This is a genomic window from Sorangium aterium (assembly GCF_028368935.1).
In the GTDB taxonomy this organism is placed as follows: Bacteria; Myxococcota_A; Polyangia; order Polyangiales; family Polyangiaceae; genus Sorangium; species Sorangium atrum.
On the sequence record NZ_JAQNDK010000001.1, the window covers coordinates 832,086 to 857,586 of the forward strand.

General features: G+C 73.5%; 15 protein-coding genes. 6 read left to right on the forward strand and 9 right to left on the reverse strand.

Translation table 11 applies throughout. From position 1 onward, the window contains the following. Positions 1–57 precede the first annotated feature (57 nt). Entirely contained in the window at positions 58–5,169 is a 5,112-nt protein-coding gene (locus POL72_RS51125) for a translocation/assembly module TamB domain-containing protein (RefSeq protein WP_272093454.1), read from the forward strand. A 64-nt stretch (positions 5,170–5,233) separates the two neighbouring features. Here POL72_RS51125 and POL72_RS02930 read toward each other — a convergent pair whose 3' ends face one another. After that, positions 5,234–5,731, reverse strand: coding sequence for a hypothetical protein (locus tag POL72_RS02930; RefSeq protein ID WP_272093455.1), 498 nt, complete (start codon positions 5,729–5,731; stop codon positions 5,234–5,236). 114 nt (positions 5,732–5,845) lie between these two features. Between POL72_RS02930 and POL72_RS02935 the strand changes: the two genes are divergently transcribed. Then, positions 5,846–6,604 carry a class I SAM-dependent methyltransferase gene (locus POL72_RS02935; protein ID WP_272093456.1) on the forward strand — a complete coding sequence of 253 codons (759 nt, stop codon included), beginning with the start codon at positions 5,846–5,848 and terminating at the stop codon, positions 6,602–6,604. An 18-nt stretch (positions 6,605–6,622) separates the two neighbouring features. Here the strand turns inward: POL72_RS02935 and POL72_RS02940 are convergent, their stop codons facing one another. The 5 genes from POL72_RS02940 to rpsO all read right to left on the reverse strand — a co-directional run bounded on the left by POL72_RS02940 (position 6,623) and on the right by rpsO (position 14,493). Then, positions 6,623–7,684 carry a hypothetical protein gene (locus POL72_RS02940; protein ID WP_272093457.1) on the reverse strand — a complete coding sequence of 354 codons (1,062 nt, stop codon included), beginning with the start codon at positions 7,682–7,684 and terminating at the stop codon, positions 6,623–6,625. An 85-nt stretch (positions 7,685–7,769) separates the two neighbouring features. Further along, complete coding sequence (locus tag POL72_RS02945) at positions 7,770–9,683, reverse strand: serine/threonine-protein kinase (protein ID WP_272093458.1); 1,914 nt, start codon at positions 9,681–9,683, stop codon at positions 7,770–7,772. After that, positions 9,680–11,107: a pyruvate kinase gene (gene pyk, locus POL72_RS02950; protein WP_272093459.1), complete on the reverse strand. Its 1,428-nt coding sequence runs from the start codon at positions 11,105–11,107 to the stop codon at positions 9,680–9,682. The genes POL72_RS02945 and pyk overlap by 4 nt, the downstream gene beginning before the upstream one ends. A gap of 288 nt (positions 11,108–11,395) precedes the next feature. Beyond that, positions 11,396–13,669 (reverse strand): polyribonucleotide nucleotidyltransferase, encoded by a 2,274-nt coding sequence (gene pnp / locus POL72_RS02955; protein ID WP_272093460.1) that lies wholly within the window; start codon positions 13,667–13,669, stop codon positions 11,396–11,398. Positions 13,670–14,226: 557 nt separating this feature from the next. Further along, on the reverse strand, positions 14,227–14,493 hold the full coding sequence (gene rpsO, locus POL72_RS02960; RefSeq protein WP_272093461.1) for a 30S ribosomal protein S15: 267 nt from the start codon (positions 14,491–14,493) through the stop codon (positions 14,227–14,229). Between the two features lie 356 nt (positions 14,494–14,849). Between rpsO and POL72_RS02965 the strand changes: the two genes are divergently transcribed. After that, complete coding sequence (locus POL72_RS02965) at positions 14,850–16,412, forward strand: serine/threonine-protein kinase (protein WP_272093462.1); 1,563 nt, start codon at positions 14,850–14,852, stop codon at positions 16,410–16,412. Positions 16,413–16,469: 57 nt separating this feature from the next. Here the strand turns inward: POL72_RS02965 and ruvX are convergent, their stop codons facing one another. Next, positions 16,470–16,895 carry a Holliday junction resolvase RuvX gene (gene ruvX, locus POL72_RS02970; RefSeq protein WP_272093463.1) on the reverse strand — a complete coding sequence of 142 codons (426 nt, stop codon included), beginning with the start codon at positions 16,893–16,895 and terminating at the stop codon, positions 16,470–16,472. 138 nt (positions 16,896–17,033) lie between these two features. Here ruvX and hisS point away from each other — a divergent pair, with 138 nt between their 5' ends. The 3 genes from hisS to POL72_RS02985 are packed head-to-tail and all read left to right on the forward strand — an operon-like array spanning position 17,034 to position 20,682. Then, positions 17,034–18,296, forward strand: a complete 1,263-nt coding sequence (gene hisS, locus POL72_RS02975) for a histidine--tRNA ligase (RefSeq protein ID WP_272093464.1) — start codon at positions 17,034–17,036, stop codon at positions 18,294–18,296. Further along, a complete protein-coding gene (locus POL72_RS02980; protein WP_272093465.1) occupies positions 18,293–20,074 on the forward strand; it encodes a hypothetical protein in 1,782 nt (593 codons plus the stop codon). Before hisS ends, POL72_RS02980 begins: the two co-directional genes overlap by 4 nt. Next, positions 20,071–20,682, forward strand: a complete 612-nt coding sequence (locus POL72_RS02985) for a COMM domain-containing protein (protein ID WP_272093466.1) — start codon at positions 20,071–20,073, stop codon at positions 20,680–20,682. The genes POL72_RS02980 and POL72_RS02985 overlap by 4 nt, the downstream gene beginning before the upstream one ends. 60 nt (positions 20,683–20,742) lie before the next feature. On the opposite strand, the gene POL72_RS02990 is transcribed toward POL72_RS02985, so the two are convergent. Then, positions 20,743–22,959, reverse strand: a complete 2,217-nt coding sequence (locus tag POL72_RS02990) for a hybrid sensor histidine kinase/response regulator (RefSeq protein WP_272095905.1) — start codon at positions 22,957–22,959, stop codon at positions 20,743–20,745. A 47-nt stretch (positions 22,960–23,006) separates the two neighbouring features. Continuing rightward, on the reverse strand, positions 23,007–25,409 hold the full coding sequence (locus POL72_RS02995) for a hypothetical protein (RefSeq protein ID WP_272093467.1): 2,403 nt from the start codon (positions 25,407–25,409) through the stop codon (positions 23,007–23,009). Positions 25,410–25,501: the final 92 nt, after the last annotated feature.

The window sequence follows — 25,501 nt, forward strand, 5'->3', positions numbered from 1 at the left end:
CCGTCGCGCCGCGCGTCAGCACGGTCGCCACGCCCCGTGCGTACTAAGCTACCCGCCGTGACGCCCGACCCCGCACCCGAGGCGCGGCGCTCCTCGCCGCCGCGCGCGCCGGGACGCGTGCGCCGCGCCGCCTCCGCCGTCGCGGCGGCGCTCGGGCTCACGCTGACGTTCGCGGGCGCCGCGGCCGTCGGCGTCGCGCTCCACCTCGACACGCCCGCCGCGCGCCGCGTGGCCCGCGACGCCACGAACCGGCTCCTCGGCTCGCTGTTCCAGGGGCGGATCGTCGCCGACGAGATCGACGCGCTCAGCCTGAGCGGCGTGCGGATCCGATCCGCGGTCGCGCTCGATCCACGGGGGAACAAGGTGATCCGCGCGAGCGGCCTCGAGGCGCGCGCCGACGTGCTCCCGATGCTCCGCGGCGCGCTCTTCGGCGCGGGCCCGCTCCGCATCGAGGTCCCATACATCCGGGTCGAGCAGGCCGACGTGCTGGTCCAGGACAACGGCGCGGGGGGCGTCACCCTCGGCGACACGTTCACGCCGCTACCGCCGCGAAGCCCGCCCTCGTCCGCGCCCGGGGGGCCTCCGCGCGACGTCGTCGTCGCCCTCTCGCACGTCGAGATCGGGCGCGGGTGGGTCCACGGGCAGGCCGCTCCGCCGCGCGCGCTGGACGCCGACGTCAGCCGGCTCTTCGGGTCGGTGCACGTCGGCCCGGAGGGGGTCGCCGTCGACGTCGATCAGACGGGCCTCGTGGATCGCGCGTTCCTTCCGGCCAGGACCGCGGGCACGGCGAACTACCACCTCCGCGCCGGGGACAAGGTCCGGATGTGGAGCAGCTTCGCCGGTCGGCTCGCCGACGTCGAGGTCACCGCGCGGGCCGTGCTCGACGAGGAGCACCTCGAGGCGCAGGCGAGCGTCCCGCGCGCCACGCCGGAGCAGCTGCGGAGCCTCCTCCCGGATCACCCCCTCACCGAGCCGATCTCCGCGCGCGTGGCCGTGAACGGCCAGCTCCCTCAGCTCGACGTGGTGGCGTCGGCCTCGGCAGACGCTGCCGGCCCGGCGGGCGGTGGCCTCGCCCTCACAGGGCGGCTCGACGTGGCGGGGCCCGTGCGGCTCGACGCGGAGGTGCAGGCGCGCGACGTGGATCTGCGGCTCTTCGGCGTACGCCTCTCGCCCGATGCGGCGAGCGGCGCGACGCCGACGCAGACGGGCGCGGCGCCCGTCCCGGCCGGCGCGGCGCCGACGCAGACGGGCGCGGCGCCTGTCCCGGCCGCGCCCACCCTGCCACGCGCCGTGCGCGCCCTGACCCACGCCGCGCCCGCCCTGCCCCGCGTTGCGCCCGCCCGCGCTGCCGCGGCGAAGCCCGCGCCGGAGCGCGGCTCCGGGCCGGCGGACGCGGCGCCCTTGATCACCGCGGACGGCCGGGTGCGCGTCGAGCTCGGGGACCTGCTCCGGCTCTCCGTCGAGGCGCAGACCGAGCCCACCGCGCTGCTCGGGCAGCGCGTGCCGGCGGCGGACGTCCACCTCGTCCTCGACCGCGGCGAGCTCGACGCGCGCGTGCACCTCCACGAGCCGGGCGCTCCGATCGACGCCGCCGTCTCGCTCCTGCCGGGCGGCCAGGGCATCCGCTTCGCGGCGACGGCCGACATCCCGGCGATCGCCGCGGCGCCACGCCTCGCCGGGAGCGTCGACGGCGCCGGCCGCGTGCGCGTCGAGGGGAGCCTCCGCGCGGGAGCGCTCGACGCGCGCGTCGAGGGCGCGTTCGCCGGGCTCCGGGCCGGCCCGGACGTCGCGCTCGCCAGCGCGCGCGTCGCGGGGCGGGTCTCCGGGCCGATCGACGCGCTCTCGATCGACGCCTCGCTCTCCGGGAAGGAGGCGCTCGCCGGCGGCCACACGCTCGACGAGGTCACCGCGCAGATCTCCGGCCCGCTCGCCTCGCCGAAGCTCCGCGCGACGATCACCGACGGCGACGACTCCCTGAGCGCCTCCGCGCGGCTGAGCTCCACTCCCCTCGCCCTCCGCGACGTCGAGCTCCAGCTGAAGCGCGACGGCGCCGCGGTCGCGGGGAAGATCACGGCGATCAGCCCCTCGCCCGGCGGGCTCGCCGTCGAGGGGCTCGATCTCTCCTCGGCCGAGCTCGGCTCGTTGAAGGGCCGGCTCGCGGTGCGGGGCGATGACGTGACCGGGCGCCTCCGGGGCGACGGCATCGACGTCGGCCGCGTGGCCCGGATGATCGGGATACCGCTCCGCGTGCGCGGGCGCGCGGAGGTCGACGTCGCGCTCGATCGGGACCGCGAGAGCGGGCGCTCGGGCCACGTGCGGCTCGGCCTCACGGGGGGCGAGATCGCGTTCCTGTCCGGCATCTCGGCGGAGCTCACGGCGACCTTCGAGCGCGACCAGGTCAAGGCCGACGGCTCCGTGCGCATCGACGCGAAATCGCCGCAACCGAACGGGAACGGCGGGCAGCCGCCGAACGGCGCGTGGAACGGCGCCCTGCCGCGGTGCGCGGGCACCCTCGCGAGCGTGCGCGTGTCGGGCGCCGAGGGCACGCTGGACGGGCCCCTCCTGCGCGCGGAGACCTGGACCACCCTGGTCGGAAAGGCCGAGGTCGCCGCGGAGGACTGGGACCTCGGCTGCCTCGCGCAGCTCATGCCGATCGCGCACATCGTGAGCGAGGTGCGCGGCAAGCTCACGACCAGCTTCCGGGTGTCGCGCGCGGCCGGCGAGCCGTTGCCTTCGCTGCACGACGTGCTCGTGCGGACGCACGGCCTCGCGCTCGCCGGGCCGCATCGGCTGGACGCCGAGCGCCCGGCCTGGGAGTCGCGCTTCGTCGACGCGCAGCTCAAGGGCTCGTTCAGCGGCGCGACAGGCAGGGCGGACGCCGCGCTGACGCTGTACGACGGCGGGCTGCTCGCCGACGTCTCCGGCACGATCGAGCTCGATCTCGAGGCGCTCACGGGGCCGCCCGCGAGCCGGTGGTCGTCTCTCCTGCGCTCGCCCATCGCCGCGCACGCCTCCATCCCGCGACGCGCGATGGACCAGCTCGCCACGCTGCCCTCGTTCGTGCGCGAGGCGCTCCCGCCGGTCGCCGGCGAGGTGCGGATCGACGCGTACGCCAGCGGCACGATCGAGCGTCCGTTCCTGACGGCGCGGACCCTCTGGTGGGGCTTCACCTATGCGCCGCCCGGCGTCTCGGGCGCGACGGATCTCCTGTTCCCCACCGACCTCGACGCGTGGGTCACGTACGACAGCGAGAAGGCCACGCTGGACGCGCACGTCACGCGCGGCGCGGCCGAGATCGCGACCGTGAGCGCCGAGGTGCTCGCGCCGCTCGAACGCCTGCTCGGGGGCGTCCCGGCGCGCGCGCGCAAAGGCGCGCCTCCGCCCCCCGCGTGGACCGGCTCCTTCCGCGCGACGCTGCGCGAGGTCCCGCTCGGCGAGATCCCCCTGCTCGCCGACAGCGGCATCGCCGGGCGCGTGAGCGGCGAGATCGAGATGCGCGGCCTCAACATCGCGCCGTCGCTCAAGGCGCGCCTCACGGTGCCGGGCGTCACGCTCGGGAACGACCTCGCCTTCGAGCGCGGCGTGCTCGCGCTGCGGATCGACCCGATGCGCGAGGCCGGGCGCGGGAACCTCCGCGTCACCGAGCTCGCCCTCGAGGGCCGGCGCGGCGGCAAGATCCGCGCGAACGCCTTCGCCAGCGTGCGCTTCCGCGACGGGTTCATCCCGGTCCTCGACGGCGAGCGCACGGACCTCGCCCTCTCCGCGGAGCGCTTCCGGCTCGCGGCGCTCCAGCCGCTCGTCGGCGGGCTGCTGAGCAAGGTCGATGGGACGCTGGACGGCGACCTCCGCATCGAGCTCGGCGGCCCGTCCGACGCCGACGGGAACCTCCGCGCCCAGCTCCAGGTCACGGACGGCGTCGTGCACATCCCGGAGCTCGGGCAGGAGCTGCGCGACGTGGCCGCCCGCATCACGGCCGAGGGCGGCGTCCTCCGGATCGAGGGCTTCCGCGCGGCGGGCACGACCGGGATGGCGCAGGGCTGGGCCCTGTTCCGGCTCGCCGGGCTCGCGCTGCGCGACGGCGCCGGGGCGCTGACCATCGCCGAGGACCAGGCCCTCCCGCTCACGCTCGAGGGGGTGCCGCTCGGGACCGCCTCCGGGGCGCTGTCGTTCATCGCGGAGAAGAAGCCGGGCGAGCTCGCGCTGTACGTGACGGTCCCGGAGGTCCCCACGCTCCGCGTCTCGCTGCCGGCCACGAGCAGCCGCGACGTCCAGCCGCTCGACGACAACCCCGACATCTCCGTCTCGCACCCGCTCGGGCCGGAGAAGCAGCGGCGCGCGGCGGACGCGCTCCGCTACACCGTGACGTTCGACGTGCGCGACGCGTTCGTCAGCGGCGCGGGGCTACGGCTGCGCCTGAGGGGCGCCGAGGACGCGCCGCCGCGCGTCGTGATCGGCGAGGACACGCGGGTGTCGGGCGGCATCGAGGTCACGCGGGGCGAGCTCGAGATCTACGGCAAGGCGTTCGAGATCGAGGGCGGGCGCGTGCGCCTGCGCGAGGAGGAGGCGTCGAACCCGCACCTGAACGTCACGGCGCACTGGGACGCCCCCGACGGCACGCGCATCCACGTCGACTTCAACGGCAACCTCCGGCCCATCACCGACAGGTCGCTGCGCTTCACCTCGAGCCCGCCGAGCTCGCAGCAGGACATCCTCGCGCGGCTCTTGTTCGGCGCCGATTTCTCGGAGGGCGCGCAGGCCGCGGGCGCCGAGACCCCCGCGGGCCTCGCGGCCGGCGGCGTCGCGGCGTCGGTCGGCAGCGAGATCGCGGCGGCGCAGTTCAACGCGCTGCTGAGCGGCATCGCGCCGCTGCGCGGGCTGACGACGCGGTTCGGGACGACGTCGGAGGGCACGCTGCGGACGAGCGTGGTCTACCGGCTGAGCGACAACCTGACGGCGCAGGCGACCTTCCAGGAAGGCGCGCAGCAGAGCGCCTCGGCGGCACCGAGCGGGCCGACCCCCGGTGGGACGGCGAGCGAGCGCGGCACGCGGACCGAGGTCACCATCGACTGGCGCTTCAACGAGCACTGGACGCTCCGCGGCACGGTGGGCGTCGACGAGCGCCAGACGACCTCGGGCATGCTCGACCTGCTCTGGCAGTATCGATACTGAGCCGAGCGCGGCCGCCTCGGCCCCGCGCGACAGCGATCCCTCTCTGGATCTCCGGCGCGCGGGGCTAGCGCGCGGCCCGCGGGGGCAGCGTGACCTCGCGGCCGCCGACGCGCAGCGTGGGCGGCTCGGCCTCGACGAGCAGCGGGGCGAGCTGCGTCTGCGCATGGCGTGAGAAGCGCGCCTCGAGCGCGCCGCTCCGGGCGCGCGCGTACACGACGCCGTCCTCGCCGAGGGAGAGCGTCGCCGGATCGAGCGGCTCCTCCGTGCCGTCGAACAGGAGCAGCGAGACCGCGCCGCCCTCGCCGATCCGGAGCGCGTCGACGAAGAGCGGCGCGTCGTCGGCCTGGAAGTAACACCAGTCGTAGCCGTTCGTGAGGATCGGCCGGCCGTCGTCCGGGTGCCGCCCGATCCAGGACCGGAGCCCACGCTCGATCGCCGGATGGTCGACCCGGGCGCCGTCGTGCCAGAAGCGGCCCTCGCGATCGAGCCGGATCGAGCTCTCGCGGGAGGTCCCTGGGGGCGGCGCGAAGCGGAAGAAATCGGGATGGTCGCCGGGTTTCATGGGTCACCTCGCAGGAGAGATGCGGCCCGGCGCGGCGAATCGCAAGGAGCGCAAGGAGCGCAAGGAGCGCAAGGAGCACGGGCAGCGCGCGGCGCGGAGTACTATAGCGGGCCCATGGGAGCCCAGACGGCAGAGGTCGGCACGGACGAGCGCCTGCGCGCGACGCGGGCGTACTACGACGAGTTCTCGGCGCGCTACGAAGCCCGGCGCGGAGGGCGCGATCCCGGGGGCTACCACGACCTCGTCGACGCGCTCGAGGTCGACTTCGTGCGCCGCTTCGGCGAGGGCCGCGACGTGCTCGAGGTGGGGTGTGGGACCGGGCTCCTGCTCGCGCGGATCCGCGCGTTCGCGCGCGCCGCGCGCGGGGTCGATCTCTCGCCCGGCATGCTCGAGCGCGCCCGGGAGCGCGGGCTCGACGTCGTGGAGGGGAGCGCGACCGACCTGCCGTTCGCCGACGAGAGCTTCGACGTCGCGTGCTCGTTCAAGGTGCTCGCCCACGTGGAGGACGTCCGCCGCGCGCTGTCGGAGATGGCGCGGGTGGTGCGGCCCGGCGGGCACGTGATCGCCGAGTTCTACAACCCCTACAGCCTGCGCGGGCTCGTGAAGCGGCTCGGCCCGGCGGGCGCCATCAGCGACGCGACCCGGGAGAGCGCCGTGTTCACGCGCTTCGACGCGCCGAGCGCCGCCGCCGCTCTGATGCCGGACAGCGTGCGCGTCGTCGCCTCGCGCGGGGTGCGCATCGTGACGCCGTTCGCCGCCGCGATGCGCGTGCCCGGCCTCGGGCGCCTCCTGCGCGGGGCGGAGTGGGCGCTGTGCGACACGCCGCTCGCGCAGCTCGGCGGGTTCTGGATCGCCGCCGCGCGGAAGGCGTGAGCCGCGCGGCTCCCCCGGTCAGAACCGGCCGGTGAGCCCCGCGAGCATGCCGCCGGGGAGCACGGAGATCGTCGGCGCGGCGGTGAAGCTCGGCGGCGGCGGCGGCACGGGGCGCGTCCGGAAGGAGACCCGCTCGGGGACGAACGTGATCTGCGCGTGGGCGATCCCGGCCGCGGCGAGCGTCGCGAACGCCCCGAAGGCCACGCGGTTGACGGCGGCCGCGGTCCCGATACGGCTGTTCAGCGCGTCGATGTCGACGCTCTGCACCGGGCCGCCGCCCTGCCCCGAGTACCTCGGCGAGACGTCGACGTTCTCGTAGCTGGCCAGCGCTATCGCCGAGACGATCGAGGTCCCGCCGGCGACGGCCTGGCTGACCAGGAAGAACCAGCCGAGCCCGTCGTCGCCGTTCTGGAACTGCCCCACGCCGAAGGGCAGCATCGCTGTCCAGCGGGAGTTCTGCGCCACGACCCGCTCGCGCCCCGCGAGGCGATGGAGCTCGGCGACCCAGCGGCGCTCGTCCTCGCGGCTCCGCTCGATCCGCAGCCGCGCCGCGCGCTGCGCCTCGGCCCTCTGCCGCGTCACCTCCTCGATGCGCGCCCGGATGCGCGCCCGGACCGCGGTGAACCGATCGATCACCTCGGGCTGGAACACCGCCGGGTTCGGCGAGTACACCGGGTTGTCGAGGAGGATCTGCTCGATGTACGCGTCGGCCTCGCCCGTGCGCCGAAGCGCCACGAGCGCCGCGGCGGCGAGGCCGCGCGCCCGCTCGATCAGGCCGGGCTCGGAGATCCTGCACGGCTTGCCCTCCGCCTCGATCGGCCCGCGCTCGCAGGGCGCGTTCGCGGGATCGAGCATCGCCGCGAAGCGGCTCACGGCCTCCTCGTAGTGCCCGGCGTCGAAGCGCGTCTTGGCGAGCTCGAACTGCTGCACGTCGTCGGCGCGCGCCGGCGCCGCGAAGCAGAGCGCGAGGGCGGCGGCCGCCGCCGCCGCGAGGCGCCGCGGCGCGCGCAGGGCGCGGCGGCCCCCGACCGATGGGGAGCGAGCGCCGGGAGATCTCCTGCCTGGAGTTCGCGCAGCCATGCGGAAGGGGTGCGCCGTGATGTAGCGGAGTTTGGGCGGGGATGCTGAGAATTCCGGAGCGGACGCCCCAATGACGGCGATGCCGTCAGCCGGACGGCCAGGAAACGGTGTTCGGCTCGCCGGCCACCAGCGTCACGTTGCCGACGCGCGCCGCTGCATCCGGCGTAGCAGGCGTGAAGAGGCAGCTCCCGCTCCAGGACACGTCGTTCAAGGTCACGGCCTGCGGGGTGCCCGCGTAGCCGATCAGGCCGATCTGCGGGCACGCGACCTGCGCGCTCGGCGGCGCGCCGCTCAGGACGACCATGCTGGGCAGGATCTCCAGCTTGTGGATGATCCGCTGCGGCGCGGAGACGCCGGGCTTCGGCGCCACGACCGAGATGACGCCCGAGTACGGCTTGCAGCACCGCGAGCTGGGCACGCTGATGTGAACGGTGTGTGTGCCGATCTTCAGGGGCGTGACCTTGTTCGCGCCGAACCAGCTGAACTCGACGCCATCGAGCACCAGCTTGGCGCCGCTCGGGACGATCTGGAAGACGACATCGCGCACCACCGGGACGTCTTCCGTCGGCGCGGTGGAGGGCGGGCTCTGCGGCAGCGGGTGCCGCGCGCGGGGCCGCGGCGCGCTCGCGAGCTCCGTGGCGCTCGGCGCGACCGCGCGCACGTTCGGCGACGGGATGAGGGCGTCGATGGGCGGCGTCGGCGGCGCCGCCGTCGGCTCGACCGCTGCGAGCGCTTCCGCGTCCACCGGCGGGTCGCGGAGCGCGCGGGCGATCGTGAACGCGGCGAGGCCGAGCGCCACCGACCCGAGCGCGACGAGCAGCGCGCGCAGCGCGAGCTTCTTCCGGTTGCGGCTCGCGTTCAGCTTCGAGAGCCGCTTGAGGATGGTGAGGTCGTTCGGCGCGAGGGCCAGCGCCCGGTTGTAGTCGGCGGCCGCGCCGGGCACGTCGCCGCGCTTGCGGCCGGCCTCCGCGCGCGCCACGAGGCGCGGGACGAGCCGCGCGGCGTGCCGCTCGGCGTAGCCTGCCGGGTCGGCGAAGTAGGCGGCGAGCTCGGCGCGCGGCTCCGCGATGCCGAGCGCCGTGAGCTCGGCCCGGATCTGATCCGCGAGCGCGCGAGGGCTCGCCGAGCGGGCGACGATGTCGTGCGCGAGGGCGCCCGCGACGATGCGGCTCCAGCGCGCGCCCACGGTGGGTCGCTCGCGCTCGGCCTCCGGGTAGAGCCCCTCGAGCACCTTGCGGAGCACCTGCGCCGGGTTCTTGCCCTCGAACGGCAGGTGCCCGACGAGGCACTCGTAGAAGAGCACCCCGAGCGCGAACACGTCGGTGCGCGCGTCGACCTCGCCGCCCTCGATCTGCTCCGGCGCCATGTGCGCCGGAGAGCCGAGCACCTGCCCCGTCGAGGTGACGCCCTGGGCGTCGAGGATCTTGGCGATACCGAAGTCGGTGAGCTTGATCACCACGCTCGCGCCGTCCCGGCGGCTTTCACCGTCGCGGTCGGAGGGCAGCTCGACGAGCACGTTCTCCGGCTTCACGTCGCGGTGGATGATCCCCGACGCGTGCGCGTGCTCCAGCGCGTCGCACAGCTCGAGCACCACCGCGGCGCCGATCTCGGCCGGCATCTCGCGGTGGGCGCCCAGGATCTTGCGCAGCGTGGCGCCGCGGAGCAGCTCGACGACGAGGTAGCGCTCGCGGTCCTGCTCGCTGGAGACGTCGTACACCTCGACGATGCCGGGGTGGCGCAGCTTCGCCGCCGCGCGCGCCTCGGCGACGAAGCGGGTGCCGACCTCCGTGTTCTCCCGGAGGTGCTTGTGGATGATCTTGACGGCGACATCGCGGCGGAGCCGCGGGTCGCGGGCGCGGTAGACCGTGGCCATCCCGCCGTGGCCTAGCTCCTCGATCAGCTCGTATTTCTCGAGCTTCGGGAGGACTTCCGCGCCCGCGTTCCTGGAGAGAGGTTCCTGCTCGCCCGACGAGCCCCTATCGCGGGCGGGCAGGCTCATTCAACGACCTTCACCCGAATCGTGTTGGTCGACCCCGAGACACCGACAGGAGCGCCGAAGATGGTGACGAGCTTGTCGCCCGGCGAGACGAGGCCGTTCGCAAGCAGGTACCCGGTGGCGCGCTCGACCATCTCGTCCGAGTTCCGGAGCGCGTCGACGGGGAACGGCACCACGCCCCAGAGCAGCGCGAGGCGCCGGCGCGTCGTATCGTTCGGCGAGAAGGCCACGATCGGCACGACGGGGCGCGCCTTCGACGCGTACCGCGCGGTGAGGCCGCTCTCGGTGAACGCGACGATCAGCTTCGCGCCGATGTCCTTCGCGATGTCGCAGGCGGCGCGCGCGGTCGCCTCGGGGACGTTGGCGCGCTGCCCGGGCTGCTCGCTCGAGAGGTAACGGTAGAACGAGCTCTGCTCGGCCTCCGTCACGATGCGGGCCATCATCCGCACGACGAGCGGCGGGTGCGCGCCGGTCGCGGTCTCCTGAGAGAGCATGACCGCGTCGGTGCCGTCGAAGACGGCCGTGGCCACGTCGCTCGCCTCGGCGCGCGTCGGGCGCGTCGCGGTCACCATCGACTGGAGCATCTCGGTCGCGACGATGACCGGCTTCTGGTGCACGCGGGCGAGGCCGAGGATCTCGCGCTGGATGATCGGCACCCGCTCCGGGTTGAACTCCACGCCGAGATCGCCGCGCGCGACCATCACCCCGTCCGAGGCGAGGATGATCGCCTCGAGGTTGTCGATGGCGCCTGGCGTCTCGATCTTGGAGACGATGGGCGTCGGGCGACCCCAGGCCTCGCAGATGTCGCGGACGTGCCGGACCTCGTCCGCGTTGCGGACGAACGAGAGGGCGACGTAGTCGACCCCCTGCGCAAGGCCAAAGCTGAGGTCGGCCTTGTCCTTCTCGGTCAGCGCGGAGATGCGCACACGCCTGGCGGGCAGGTGGACGCCGACGCGATCGCGCAGACGTCCGCCCTGCGTCACGCCGGCCTGGACGCGGTCCCCTTCGACCTTGGTCACGGTGACGACGACGCGGCCGTCGTCGATTAGGACGACGTCGCCCGGCTGCAGATCGGACGCGAGCCCCTCGTAGAGGATCGGGATCTCGCCGGGCGTCGCGACAGGGCTGTCCCTGTTCGCCTCGGTCAGCCAAACGGTAGCCCCGTCAGTCACCTCGAAGGTGTTGCCGGGGAAGCGACCGGCTCGGATCTTCGGGCCGCAGAGGTCTTGCAGGATAGCCACAGGCTTCCCGCATGCCTCCGCAGCCGCACGGACCGTGGCGATTGCTTTGCCATGATCCTCATGCGAGCCGTGAGAGAAGTTGAGTCGAGCGACATCCATACCGGCGCGGATGAGCTGCTCCAGCGTCGTTTGAGAGTCACACGAAGGGCCAATGGTACAGACGATTTTCGCTCTGCGTACGAGCACGGGCGGAGCATGCCACGAGCAGGGGTCGCGACACTACCCTGATTGTGAACGAGCCATGCGGACTTCACCGGATTCCAACAAAGCAGCTGGCAGATGAGCCGCAGCGCGGCGCGGCGCACGCGCGCGTCAACGCAGCAGCGGAGCGCGCTGGCCTGCATGAGGGCGGCGATCCGCGCGCACGGCCGCGGATCGCTGCGAATCGGGGCTCTCTCTGAGGGGGAGTCAGCGGCGGGAGGGCTCGGGCGCGCGCCGCAGCGCGGCATGAGGTCCCGCCTGGGGGGCTTGTGACTAGGAGCGGCGCTCTCGGCGCTCGCGCGGCGGTCCGCCGCGATCGCGCTCCATGCCGGGCCGCGATCCGCGATCGCCGCCGCGATCGCCGCCTCGCCCGCCCGGTCCATCGCGCCGCGGCGGCGGGCCGGCGTCGCGCGCCTGCGCCATGCGCTCGCGCGCCCGATCGCCCTCTTCGCCTTCGGGGAGCGGGAGCAGCTCGCGCCGGCTCAGCCGGATCTTCCCCTCGCGATCGACGCTCAGCACCTTCACGTCGAGCGAATCTCCCTCCTTGACGACGTCCTCGACGCGCTCGACGCGCGTGTGGGCCATCTCCGAGATGTGCAGCAGGCCGTCGGTGTTCGGGAGGATCTCGACGAAGGCGCCGAAGTCGGTGATGCGCTTGACCGTCCCCTTGTAGGTCGCGCCGACCTCGGGCTCGGCCGTCAGGCCCTTGATGATGTCGAGCGCCCTCTTCACTGCGTCGGAGTCGGCCGACGCGACGTTCACCGTGCCGTCGTCCTCGACGTCGATCGCGACCCCGGTCTGGTCGACGATGCCCTTGATGGTCTTGCCGCCGGGGCCGATGATGAGCCGGATCTGGTCGGGCTTCACGCGCACCGTGGTGATCCGCGGCGCGTACTGGCTGAGCTCGGGCCGCGTGGTCGGCAGCGTCTCGAGCATCTTGCCCAGGATGTGGAGCCGCCCCTCGCGCGCCTGATCCAGCGCCTGCGCCAGGATCTGCCGGCTCAGGCCCGCGATCTTGATGTCCATCTGGATCGCGGTCACGCCGCGCGAGGTGCCGCAGACCTTGAAGTCCATGTCGCCGAGGTGATCCTCGTCGCCGAGGATGTCCGAGAGCACCGCGTAGCGCTGGCCCTCCATGATGAGCCCCATCGCGATGCCAGCGACGGGCGACTTGATCGGCACGCCCGCGTCCATGAGCGAGAGGCACCCGCCGCAGACGGCCGCCATCGACGACGAGCCGTTCGACTCGAGCGTCTCCGACACGATGCGGATCGTGTACGGGAACTGATCCGGCGCCGGGATCATCCGGGAGAGCGCGCGCTCGGCGAGCGCGCCGTGGCCGATCTCGCGCCTGCCGGGGCCGCGGAGCGGCTTCGTCTCGCCGGTCGAGAAGGGGGGGAAGTTGTAGTGGAGGTAGAAGCGCTTCCACGTCTCCCCCATCAGGCCGTCGATCTTCTGCTCGTCGGTCGAGGTGCCGAGCGTCGTCGTGACGATCGCCTGCGTCTCGCCGCGCTGGAACAGGGCGCTGCCGTGCACGCGCGGGAGCAGGCCGACCTCGCACATGATCGGCCGGATGCTCCTGCCGTCGCGACCGTCGATGCGCTTGCCCTCCTCGATCACGTAGGTGCGGACGACGTGCGCCTTGCGCTCCTCGAACTCCGCCTTCACGAGCCCCTGGAGGGGGAGGAGCTTCTCGGCGCCGAGCTCGGCGTTCAGCGTCTCGGTCAGCTTCTTCTTGAGCGAGCTGTACCCATCGTAGCGCGCCTTCTTGTCGGTCACCTTCGTCGCGGCCTTCAGGTCCTCGTCGACGATCTGGGCGACGCGCCGCTTGATCTCCTCCGGCAGCGCCGGCGCGACGAACTCGCGCTTCGATTTGCCCACCGCGGCGCGCATCTTCTCGATCAGATCGAGGACCGGCTGCGCGGTCTCGTGCGCGAACATCAGCGCGTCGATGATCTCCGTCTCGGTCGCCTCGGCCGCGCCGCCCTCGACCATCACGATCGCGTCGCGCGAGCAGGCGACGACGAGGTCGATGTCGCAGCGCTCGATGTCGGCGACCGTGGGGTACGCCACGAACTCGCCGTCGAGCCGGCCCACGCGCACGCCCACGACCGGCCCGTGCCAGGGGATGTCCGAGATGTGCAGCGCGGCGCTCGCCCCCGTCAGGGCGAGGACGTCCGCCTTGTTCTGCTTGTCGCTGGAGAGGACGGTCGCGATGATCTGCGTGTCCCGCTTGAAGCCCTCCGGGAAGAGGGGGCGGAGCGGGCGATCCATGAGGCGGCTCGAGAGGATCTCCTCCTCGCGCTGGCGCGCCTCGCGTTTGAAGAAGCCGCCGGGGATCTTTCCGGCGGCGTAGGTCTTCTCGACGAACTCACAGGTGAGGGGGAAGAAGTCGAGGCCCGGCCGCTCGTCCTGAGAGACGGCGGTCACGAGCACCATGGTATCGCCGTAGGTGACGAGCACGGCCCCGTGGGCCTGCTTGGCGAGGCGGCCGGTCTCGAGGGTGAGGGCACGGCCGCCCACCATGACGGATTCACGAACGAACATTGGGATTTCAGCTCTCTCTCGCACGATCGCGAGGGCCGCTGCGTGCGGCGCTACGCCGAGCGCGAGGGGCTGCTCTTCTTCCTCGGTTCCTGCGCAGGAGCCGAGCTGCTGCGCACGAAGCGAAGACGAAGATGCGCGAAGCCCGCGCTCGGGAACGGCGAGGCGCGATCGCCCCGCCGGTCCGTGGTCAATGAATGACCTCCTTAGAGCGTCCGCTCCGCTCTCGCCAGCGCAAAACGCAGGCGTTCAGGGGCGCGTGCCGCAAAACCTCCCGAACGGAAGGGGCCGGAACGGCCGCGTGTGCATGGGTGCTGGAGCGGAAAGGCGCGCACGGAGCCGCAGATGAGCCAGGCCGCACCCGGGCTGGGCCGCGGGCGGGACCGATCGCACATGGGCGGGCCGCTGGGGTGAATCGCTGGTGGTGGGATGGATCAGCAGGTGGGACAGACAGGCCCAGCGGGCAGACGGCAGGCGGGGTCGCCTGCTCTCGCGCAGCGCCAGCGTGCGAGGCGCGCCTCGCCCGGGGGCGGCAGGCCTGATGGCCCGGAAATCCGCGACTACTTGCGGAGGTTGAGGCGGCTGATGAGGCCGCGGTAGCGCTCGATGTCGACGCGCTTCAGGTAGTCGAGCTGCCGGCGGCGCTGGCTCACCAGCTTCAGCAGGCCGCGGCGGGAGTGGTGGTCCTTCTGGTGCGTGCGGAAGTGCTCCTGCAGCTGATTGATCCGCTCGCTGAGGAGGGCGATCTGGACCTCCGGCGACCCGGTGTCGCCGTCGTGGATCGCGTACTTCTGGATGATGTCCGTCTTCTGAACAGAATGCAGCATGGCTGGCTCTCCATGGCCCTGCCGGTGCGCTACCGAGCGTCCGGGCCGGCTCGTCTTCTCCGAAAACGGAGGAACGGAACCGGCGGCTGGCCAAGTGACGCCTGAATGTGAGCCCCGCGCCCGTAGTGGCGGGAGCCCGCGAAGTTCAGGCCAGTGAGCTGAGGAGCGCGCGAGTATACGCAGGTGCCTCGGTCCGTCAACGCGGTCGACGCGGGCCGCGCGATTTGTCACCCCCAGAACGGCCGATTGGTTACCCTCGGTCGGCGATGCCCGGCACCATCCGGCCCCCCGACGAAGCCTCCCGACCGCAGTCGGACGCGCGCGGCTCGCAGTCGGACCTTCATATCGCGAACGCGATGACGAGCCTCTCCTCCTCCGCCACCGCGCTCTCGACCCCCGCGAGCGACAACTCGACCCCCAAGGTCTGCCCCACCTGCGGGGTCCGTTACCCGGCCGAGTTCAGGGTTTGCCCGCGCGACGCCGCGACGCTCGACGAGTCGGAGGACGACGCGGTCCGCGACGATCTCGTCGGCAAGACGCTCAACGAGACGTACACGGTCGTGCGCGTCGTCGGCGAGGGCGGCATGGGGCGCGTCTACGAGGCGCGCCACACGCGGATCTCCAGCAAGCGGTTCGCCATCAAGATGCTGCACCCGGAGTTCGCGCGGCAGCCTCAGGTGATCTCGCGCTTCCAGCGCGAGGCCGAGGCCGCGGCCGCGGTGCAGAGCCCGTACGTCGTCACCGTCTTCGACGTCCACCGCACCGCGGAGGGCCGTCCGTTCCTCGTGAACGAGTTCCTCGAAGGCAAGGAGCTCGCCGACTACCTCAACGAGGCCGGCAAGATGAAGACCGGCCCCGCCGTGCGCATCGTCCGGCAGATCTGCAAGGCGCTCGCAGCGGCCCACGCGAAGGGCGTGGTGCACCGCGACATGAAGCCGGAGAACGTGTTCCTCACCGGCGACCTCGCGATGCCGACCGCCAAGGTGATCGACTTCGGCATCTCCAAGGTCGACGACGCGCCGGGCGCCGCGCTCACGCAGACCGGCATGATCATGGGCACGCCCTCGTACATGGCGCCGGAGCAGGCCCGCGGCGAGCGCGTCGATCACCGGGCGGACATCTACGCCGTCGGCGCGATCCTCTACTGCGCCCTCACCGGCAGCCGCCCGTTCGACCGCAACGATCCGACCGCGACGCTCACCGCGGTGCTCACCGAGGACCCGCCCCGCCCGCGCTCGCTCGAGCCGAGCATCCCCGAGCCGCTCGAGATGATCATCCAGCGGGCCATGGCGAAGGAGCCCGGCCATCGGTACCAGACGATGGAGGAGCTCGACGCGGAGCTCGCGCTCTACGACACAAGCGAGGCCGAGCCCAAGGAGCTCGACGCCCCCGGCGTGCCCGGGCCGCGCGTGTCGATGCCGTCGGCGCCGCGCGTGGCGCCGACGATGCAGCTCCGCCAGGCGCAGCAGGTGAGCATGGCGAGGCCGCTCATCCTCCTGCTCTTCGCGCTCGGCCTGTTCTGGGTCGCCGGCAGCCTGGTCACGCTCGTCACCGCGATCATCCGCCTGTCGCGCGGCGGTCAGGTGACCGACAACCTGACGGGCCTCGAGGCCGTCCTGCTCGCGTCCGGGATCGGCTTCGCGCTGATCACCCCCGCGCTGATCAGCGCGAGCCACGTGCGCAAGACCGTCTGGAACAACAGCATGAAGGCGGTCGATCTGGCCGACAACCTGCGCCGGCCGATCGTGGTCGGCCTGTGCGCCTACGGCTTCGCGTCGCTGCTCGTGCGGGTGGTGGAGGCCGTCGTCCTCCGGCGCGCGGCCGGCGTCGCGTGGCCCATGTGGGACGTCGTGCTGTTCGCGGTCGGCGCGGTCGGCGCCGCCGGCGCGTACCTCTTGCTCCGCAGCGAGAGCCGGTAGCCCCGGCGCTCCCGGGCCGCGCGCCTCCCGGTCGAGGCCAGAGCGGGGTGCAGCGGTCTAGCCCCGCCGGTCCAGCCACGCCTGGAGCAGCAGCGCCGCCGCCGCCCCGTCGACGCGCTCCTTGCTCTTTCGCCCCGAGACGCCCCCGTCGCGCAGCCGCCGGGCCGCCTCGACCGTCGTCAGCCGCTCGTCGACGAGCTCCACCTCGACGCCGGCCGCGTCGGCCAGCGCCTGCGCGAAGGCCGCCGCCCGCCGCGCGGCGGGCCCCTCGTCCCCGTTCATCTCGAGCGGCAGCCCCACGAGGAACCGGGTGATGCCTTCGTCCCGGGCGAGCGCCGCAAGGGCCTCCAGGAGCGCCTTCCGGTTCCGCCCGTCGAGCAGCGGCCGCGGGTGCGCGTAGAGCCCGAGCTCGTCGGTCACGGCCACGCCGACGCGGGCCTTCCCAAGATCGATCGCCGCAGCGCGTGCCTTCGCCTTCGCCATGCCTCTGGAAAGACCCCATAGCCTTCGGGCGACGCGCCGGCGAGACCCGAGCGTCACCCGGAAGCATCCGACCGGCTTGACCCGCTCGCCAGCACCGACCATAAGCGCCGCGCGATGGAACTGCGCGCGGTACGGGGGATGAACGACATCCTCCCCGAAGAGGTGGAGCGCTGGCACAAGCTCGAGGGGGCCTTCCGCCTCCACGCGGAGCTCCACGGCTATGCCGAGGTGCGCACGCCGCTGCTCGAGCCGACGGAGCTCTTCCGTCACCAGATGGGGGAGACGACGGACGTGGTCGAGAAGGAGATGTACTCCTTCGAACGCCACGGCGATCACCTCACCGTCCGCCCCGAGGGCACCGCGGGCGCCGCGCGCGCCTACGTCGAGCACGCGGTCCACGCGAAGGAGCCGGTCACCCGCTGGTACTACCTCGGCCCGATGTTCCGCGGGGAGCGGCCGGCGAAGGGGCGCTACCGCCAGTTCTACCAGGCCGGCTGCGAGCTCTTCGGCGATCCCGGGCCGCTCTGCGACGCCGAGACGATCGACCTCGTCGCCGGCTTCCTGCAGCGCATCGGCATCGGCGAGTTCGTCGTCCACGTGAACTCGCTCGGCGGCGCGGGCACGCGCGACCGCTACCGCGACGCGCTGCTCGCCCACTACACGCCGCGCAAGGACGAGCTCAGCGAGGACTCGCAGCGCCGCCTCGCGAAGAACCCCCTGCGCATCCTCGACTCGAAGGACCAGCGCGATCACGAGGTGTCGCGCGACGCGCCGTCGATCCTCGACCTGCTCGACGACGCGGACCGGGCGCACTGGGACGGCGTGCGCCGATGCCTCGACGTGCTCGGCGTGAACTACGTCGTCGATCGGTCGCTCGTTCGGGGGCTCGACTACTACACGCGCACGCTCTTCGAGGTGAAGGCGACCGCGGGCGATCTCGGCGCCCAGAGCACGCTCGCGGGCGGCGGCCGCTACGACGCCATGGTCGCGGGGCTCGGCGGGCCGAGCGTGCCCGCGATCGGCTTCGCGATGGGGATGGAGCGGCTGCTCACGATGATGCCCGGCGCCTCGCCCCGCCGGAGGCCCGGCTGCTTCCTCGCCCCGCTCGGCCAGAGCGGCGCGGATCAGGCGCTCGTGCTGGCGAAGCAGCTGCGCGCGCTCGGCGTCCCTGTCGAGCTCGACGGGCGCGGCGGGCGGCTCAAGGCGATGCTCCGGCGCGCGGACTCCCTCGGCGCGCGGCTCTGCGTGATCCTGGGCGACTCGGAGATCGAGCGCGGCGTGCTCCAGATCAAGGATCTGGTGGCGCACGTGCAGGAGGAGATCCCGCTGGAAGGTGCGGCGCGCGTGCTCGCGGATCGGGCCCTCGAGGCGTCGCCCGGCGGCCAGCGGGGAGCGCGTTGACCTCCGAAGCGATGGGAGCGCAGGGCTGCTCGCGAGGGGCGCGCGGCGCGCCGGCGGGCGAGGGGCGGGGCCGCGCTCGGCGCGCGCGATCGGCGCTGTCGCTCGCCGCGGCGCTGGCCGCGCTCGCCGCGCCGTCCGTCGCGGCGGCGCAGCTCGGCTTCGGCCAGCCCGGCATGTCGCAGCCGCCGCCCGCGAGCGCGCCGAAGCCGCCGCCCGGCACGCCGGAGACGCACGCGGCGCCGACGTCCGAGGAGAGCCCGATCCAGACCCAGGAGCCGACCCTGCCGGAGGACCCGCTGGCGGTGCCGCCCGCGGTCAAGAAGCAGATCGGCACGAACGACGTCGGCGAGTGGGAGCGCGGGCGCGCCGCGGAGATCCAGCGCGACTGGTACGGCCCCTATTACAGCGAGCGGAGCGGCAGCTACCAGTTCAGGACGGTCTTCCCCCTGTGGGCGGAGCGCCGGATGCCCGGCGACCGCGCCACGATGGTGACGCCGCTCTACTACAACCGCCGGAGCAAGGACGTCGACGCCGACGTGCTCTTCCCCTTCTTCTGGAAGCTCCGGGACGAGAACACGTACACGACGATCGTCGGCCCGTTCATGCACCGCGAGTCCGAGGGTCGCCCCGCGAGCCCCGGGCGGGCGGCAGAGCCGGGCCGGCACGACAACTGGCTCGCGCCGCTCTTCTTCGAGGGAAAGCGCGACGACGGGAGCGGCTACTTCCACATCCCTCCCCTGCTGACCTTCACGCATCACACGGCGCAGAGCGGCTTCAACCTGGTCGGCCCCCTCTACTGCAGCTGGAAGGGCGGCCCCGCGTGCGACGTGCGCTCCGCCGACAAGATCCACCTCGGCCTGGCCCCCCTGTACTTCTACGGCCGCGACGAGAGCAGCGAGTACGAGGTCATCCCGCCGCTCTTGCACTACTACCACTACAGCGACGTCGGAGAGCGCTCCACCAACGTGTGGGGCCCGCTGATGTGGCAGCACTCCCGCAAGGGCGACGTGTTCAACCTCATGCCCTTCTACTGGCACAGCTGGGGCAAGAACTACGATCGCACGACGCTGTTCCCGTTCTTCCACTACGGGTACGAGGGCAACAAGAGCCTGCTCATCACGCCGCTCTTCCTGAAGGCGCGCGGCGAGGAGGGGGAGAGCACCTTCGCGACCTGGGGCTACGCTCGCTACCGAGGGCGGACGGAGCTCGACATGATCACGCCGCTCTTCTGGCAATACCGGGATCCGGCCATCGATCTCGAGCGGACGTTCCTGCTCCCGTTCTATTACCGGGGCACCTCGCCGCGCAGCGATGATCTCGTCCTCTTCCCCTTCTATGGCCGCTTCAAGCGCCACGGGTTGAGCGACACCACGTGGCTCACGCCGCTCGTGCGGCACACGCGGGATCTCACCGGCTGGGAGACGGACATCTATCCGTTCTTCTACTCGGGGAGGAACCGCGACTCGACGCACCTCGTCGCCGCGCCGTTCCTCTGGGACTTCGCGTCGCCGACCTCGCGCACCACGGTGGCCCTGCCGTTCTTCTTCCGGTTCGCGGACCCGACGTCGGTGACGCAGGTCGCGCTCAACACCGTGTACCGGGAGCACCGGGTGCGGAACGGCAAGGAGTGGGAGTTCCACCTCGTCCCGCTGTTCTCGTACGGCGAGACCCCGGATGGTCACTGGTGGAACGTCCTGTTCGGCCTCGCCGGGTACACGCGCGCGGGCACGGCGGCGACGATGCGGGCGCTCTACGTCCCGATCAAGCTGAGCCAATGAGCTCTAGCGGCGCCGAGCTCCGCTGCCTCGGCGGATCGCCGCCGCCCCCGGAGCTCGCCGTCGACCTGCGGCGGCTCCTGGAGCTGCCCGAGGGCGCGCGGCAGCGCCTCTGGGAGGCGCTCGGGCCGAGCCTCGGCGAGCCGGTGCCCGCCGCCGTGGAGCGGCTCCTCGACGCGTTCTGCCGCCGGCACGAGGTCGCGTCCGACGCGCTCGCGCGGGTGCTCAAGGCGTGCCGCTTCCTCATCCGCGAGGCGAGCAAGTCCGACCTCGATCGCGCCGCGCTCGCGGCCGACATCGCCGCGCTCGCGCCCGGCCAGGACGCCGAGGAGATCCAGGCCGTCCTGCTCGCCGGCTACGACCAGGCCAGGGCGCTCGTGCGGCGGGAGATCGTCCGCGGCGCGCTGCTCGATCACGGCAAGCTGCTCACCGGCGTCGCGTGGCGCGTCGACACGATCGCGACCGCGAGCCGCGGGGCGAAGATCGCCGCCCCCGTCGTCGTCCTCACGCTGAGCTACCAGGAGGGCGACCTCCGCTCCCGCATCACGCTCCAGGCGACCCCGGAGACGCTGAGCGAGCTCCAGCGGCTCTGCGCGCAGATCCTCGGCTGATCGCGCGCGCGGTGTGGACGGACGCGCGGCGGCGTCCCGCCGGCGACAGCGCGGGCGCCTCTACCTGCTGCTGTCGCGCGCCTCCGCGCGGGGCGCGGAGTTCGCGGAGACGACCTCGGCGATCGCGGAGAGCGCGTCCTCGGCGGAGAACGGCTTCTCCAGGAGCGGGCGGCCCGACGAGGCGAGGAACCGCTCGACGTCCGCGCCGAAGCCCACGCCGGTCATGAAGATGAAGCCCTGCGCCAGCACAGGATCGCTCTCGCGGATCCGCGTGTAGAAGACGTCGCCCGACATGCCGGGCATGCGCAGATCGCAGAGCACGACGTCGAAGCGCTGCCCGCCCGCGAGCATCCCCATCGCGGCGTCGGCGCTGGGCGCGAGCGCCACCTCGTGCACGCGGCCCAGCTGATCGGACAGGGCGCGGGCGAGCGACGCCTCGTCCTCCACCACGAGCACGCGCACCCGCTTCGAGACGAGCCGCGGCACCGGCGAGACGCTCGGCGTCGCCTCGTCCGTCCGCCCCGCCGCGGGCAGCGAGATGATGAAGCGCGCGCCGCCCGGCGGGACGCGCCCAGGGACCGGACTCTCCGCCGTGATCTGCCCGCCCGCGCGCTCGATGATCTCGCGGCTGATCGACAGCCCGAGCCCCGTGCCGACCTCCGGGCCCTTCGTCGTGAAGAAGGGCGCCCAGATGCGCGGCAGGTTCTCCTCCGCGATGCCGGCGCCGGTGTCGCTCACCACGATCTCGACCGTCTCCCCGTCGCTCCGCGTCTCGACCGTCACCGTCTGATCGCGGGCCTCGTGCTTCGAGCTCGGCTTCGGGATCGCCTGGGCCGCGTTGACGAGGAGGTTCACGATGACCTGGCCGAGCCGGCCGTCATCCATGAGGATCGGCGGCACCTCGGAGAGGTTCTTCACGATCTGCGCCCGCTCGATGATCTGGCCGCGCGTGAGGCTCAGCGCGGACTCGACCGTGCGGTTCGCGTCCGTCAGCGTGCGCCGCGAGCCCTCGGGCTGCGGCGGGCTCGCGAACAGCTTGAGATCGCGGACGATGTCGACGATGCGCTTGATCGAGTCGCGCAGCTCCTTCACGAGCTCCGACGCGCTGGAGGCGGCGCTGCCCTCCATGCGCACGTTCGGGCCGCGCAGGAGGCGGTCGAGCATGTCCAGGCCGAGCAGGATGAACGCCGCGGGGTTGTTGATCTCGTGCGCCACGCCGGCCGCGAGCGTGCCGAGCGTCGAGAGGCGATCGACCTGGATGAGCCGCGTGCGCGCCGCGTGCTCGGTGCTCACGTCCGCGAGGACGCCCTCGATCGCCACCACGCGGCCGCGATCCGAGACGAGCGGGTACACCGTGCCGCGCGCGGTGATCGCGTCGCCGCCCCGCCGCCGTAGGCGCGCCTCGTAGGAGGCCGACGGGGCCCCGAGCTTGGCCCGCGCGACGGCGTCCTCGAAGCACATCACGCCCTCGGGATCGGCGTGCGCCTCCCCGAGGAAGCCCGGCGTCTTGAGCGCCTCGGTCACCGGCACGCCGAGGAGCCGCTCGGCGTGCCGGTTCAGGAACGAGAGCTCGCCGGACTCGGGGTCGAGCCGGAAGATGATGAGCGGCGCGTTGTCGAGGAGGTTCCTGTGCTGCTCCTCGAGCTCGCGGATCCTGAGCAGCCGCTCGGCGGCCTCGCGCTCCCCGGCGACGACGCGCAGCGAGCGATCCAGGCCGGCGCCGAGCGCGTCGGCGATCTCCTCGAGGAGCGGGATCGGCGCCGAGGCCGCCGCGCCGGCGTCTCCGTAGCCGACGACGAGCGCCGCGATGATCGGGGAGCCGAAGCCGCCGGCCCCGGCGCCGGCCGGCCCGGAGCGCGCGGGGTGGCCGGGCTCGGCGCCCGGAGGCGCGGCCCGCACCGGGAGCGCGACGTACGAGAGACACCCCTCGCCGGCCCCCATCTGGGCCAGCGCGTTCCCCGCGCGGTTGTCGTCGCAGGAGAACGGCTCGCCCTCGGCGAACACCCGCCGGAAGAGCGCCGCGGGCGCCGGCAGGCGCACGCCGAACGGGGCGGCGGCGAGCGCGTCGCCGCGGAAGACCGCGTACGCGCGGAGCCCGCCCTCCGGCTCCGGGAACACCACCGCGAGCAGCTGGAACGCGGCGAACCGGCCGACGGCCGCGGCGAGCTCCTCGAACGGCCTCGGCAGGAGCAGGTTCGAGTGGCGGGCCACGACGGTGAGGACGGCGTTCAGCGCGACGAGGCGGCCAACCCTCTCGCTCGCAGGCTCAGCGTGCATTTCCACGACATCTCACCACGTCAGCGCGCAGGGACGAGAGGCATTCTTCACTTTTGTCCGGCCGGCGGGTCGCCCGCGGTCGCCGGGGACGTAGGCAAGGCCGCCTCGCCCGCGCAGCGCTCGAGCAGGCGGAGGGCGGCGTCCCGGCGCTCCTCGCTCACGGCCGGCCCCGTGCCAGCGGCCCCGTCGTGCGCTGCGTACTGGGCGAACATCCTGCGGGCGGTCTCGACGTCCTCGACGCCGCACGCGACCACGAGCCGCAGCCGCTCGGCCTCGATCCAGACCCGCTGGACGGGCAGGTGGGCCGCGAGCGCCCGGTCCAGGCGATCGGCGGCCTCGTCGAAGCGGCCGTCGCTCAGGTAATGGCGGCCGAGCAGGTAATTGGGCAGGCCGTCGCCGGGGGATTGCGCGGCCCACGCGCCGAGCAGCTCCGCCGCCCGGAGCCTGTCGGGCGCGCCGCCGCGCGTGCCGATCAGCAGCTCGACGATGGCCGCGCGGGCGCGCTCGTCGTTCGCGGCGGCGATCTTCACGTCGAGCGTCCGGAGCCGGTCCTCGTCGACGAGCCGGCCGGCGACCTCGCGGTACCACGCCGCCGCGCGCTCCCTGTCGCCCGCCGCGAGCGCGACGTCGCCGAGCCGCTCCGCCGCGCGGTCGCGCAGGTGACGCGGGATCGACGCGTCCCCGGCGATGCCCTCGAGCTCGCGGATCCCCTCGCTCCGCTCGCCGGGCGCGTCGCTGGCGAGCCGCGTCTCCGCGATGGCGATGCGCGGCGCGGGGCTCCGGTCGAGCGACAGCACGCGCCGGTACGCATCGATGGCGCCCTCGTGGTCGCCGCGCGCGCGCAGCTCCTCCGCCTCGTGGGTGCACGCGTCGACCACGTGCGGGCAGCGCCGCTCGAAGAGCGCCGGCCGATCGAAGCGGGCCTTCGCCTGCGCCTTCGCCGCGTCGGGGAGCGTGAGCGCGTCGAGATCGGCGTGCCACGCGCGCTCCATCGCCTCCCACGAGGCGCCGGTGATCTCCGGCAGCGCCTTGCCGCCGTACCAGGCGCGCACCGCGTCGGCGCCGTACGTCGCGCGCACGTGGCCGACGAACGCGCCGCTCACCGTGTAGGCGGTCGACGAGTTCTCGGCGAGGAAGCCGAGCGCGAACAGGCGCGCGAGCGGCGGCAGGATCCCGAGATCTTTCATCGCCTTGGCCCACGCGCGCGGGCTCAGGTCCTCGCCCTCCCTCGGCGAGCCGGCGACGGCGATCCCCTCGATGAGCCCCGGGTCGGGGAGCCACCCGCCGAGCCGCCCGGCGATCTTGAACGGGCCGCGGGCGAAGGCGCCGGCCAGCACGTGCATGATCTCGTGCCCGAGCGTCGGGTGCGGGTAGCCGGCGGCCTGCAGGTACACCTCGCGGCGCCAAGGCTTCGCGACGTACGTGCGCGACGCGCCCATGAGCGCGCCCTTCTGCGCCGCGCTCTCGAACAGGTAGGCGCGGACCCGGAGCGGCGCGCCGTCGACCACCGCGGGCGCCCCGAGCCAGCGCTCGCCGGCCTCGATGTGGGCGTCGCACTCGCGCACGAAGCGCTGGACGTCGGCCTCGCGCATGCCGCGCGGGTAGACGACCTCGCAGCGATGGCCCTTCGAGAGCGCGCCGAGCTCGGCCGCGATGCTCTCGGAGGTCTGGAAGTGGCCGAGGCGCTCGCCCTCCAGGACGGTCGCGGCGCTCAGCGCGGCGCTCGCGACGCCGAGCAGGAGCAGCCCGGGCCGGCCCTGCAGCTGGAACGACACCCGCCCGCCCGCGTCGTGCACGAGGTGCTGCGCGAGCGCCGACGCGGCGAACAAGGTGGCCAGCGTCCCCGCGCGGTACGTCAGCAGCCCGGACGCGTCGACGACCGTGTCGTAGAGGGTGCCGCTGAAGAAGCCGGCGAAGGGGTCGTAGGCGAAGACGATCGGGCTCGTGTAGAAGCGGACGGCGCTCACGCCGATCGAGCCGAGGGGGGCGGCGAGCGCCGCGAGGACGGCGACGAGCCGGCGCCGCCACGCCGGGCGGGGAAGCGCGGCGTCGTCGCGCCGGATGCCGGCGGCGAGCTCGCCCGCGACGGCGCCCCAGGCGCCGCCGAGCGCCGCGCCGAGCCCAGGCCCGAGGGCGAAGTGTGCCGAGCCGCCGAGCACGTCGCAGAAGCCGGCGCGCAGGCCGTGCGCCAGCGTGGTGGCGTACGCCACGACCGCGAGCAGGGCGCCGCTCGCGACGCCGCGGCGGAACGCCTCGACGGGCGGCGGCCGATGCGCGGCGACGTCGAGGGCGGTCACGATCGCCGCGGCGGCCGGGACGATGAGGCCGGCGGCGAGCGCGCTCTCGTAGCCGGGGCCGTCGAAGAGGGGCAGGAAGCCGACGAGCGCCATCGCGATCGCGACGAGCGCGGCGCCGAGCCTCATGGCCGGTGAACGCAGCAGCGTGGGCATGGTCGCGTGGGACTCCAGAGCTGCCTTCGTAGCCGCGCCTGCCCGGAGAGGCGAGCGGGATGCGGGCGCCCCGGCGCGATCCAGCGAGCTGC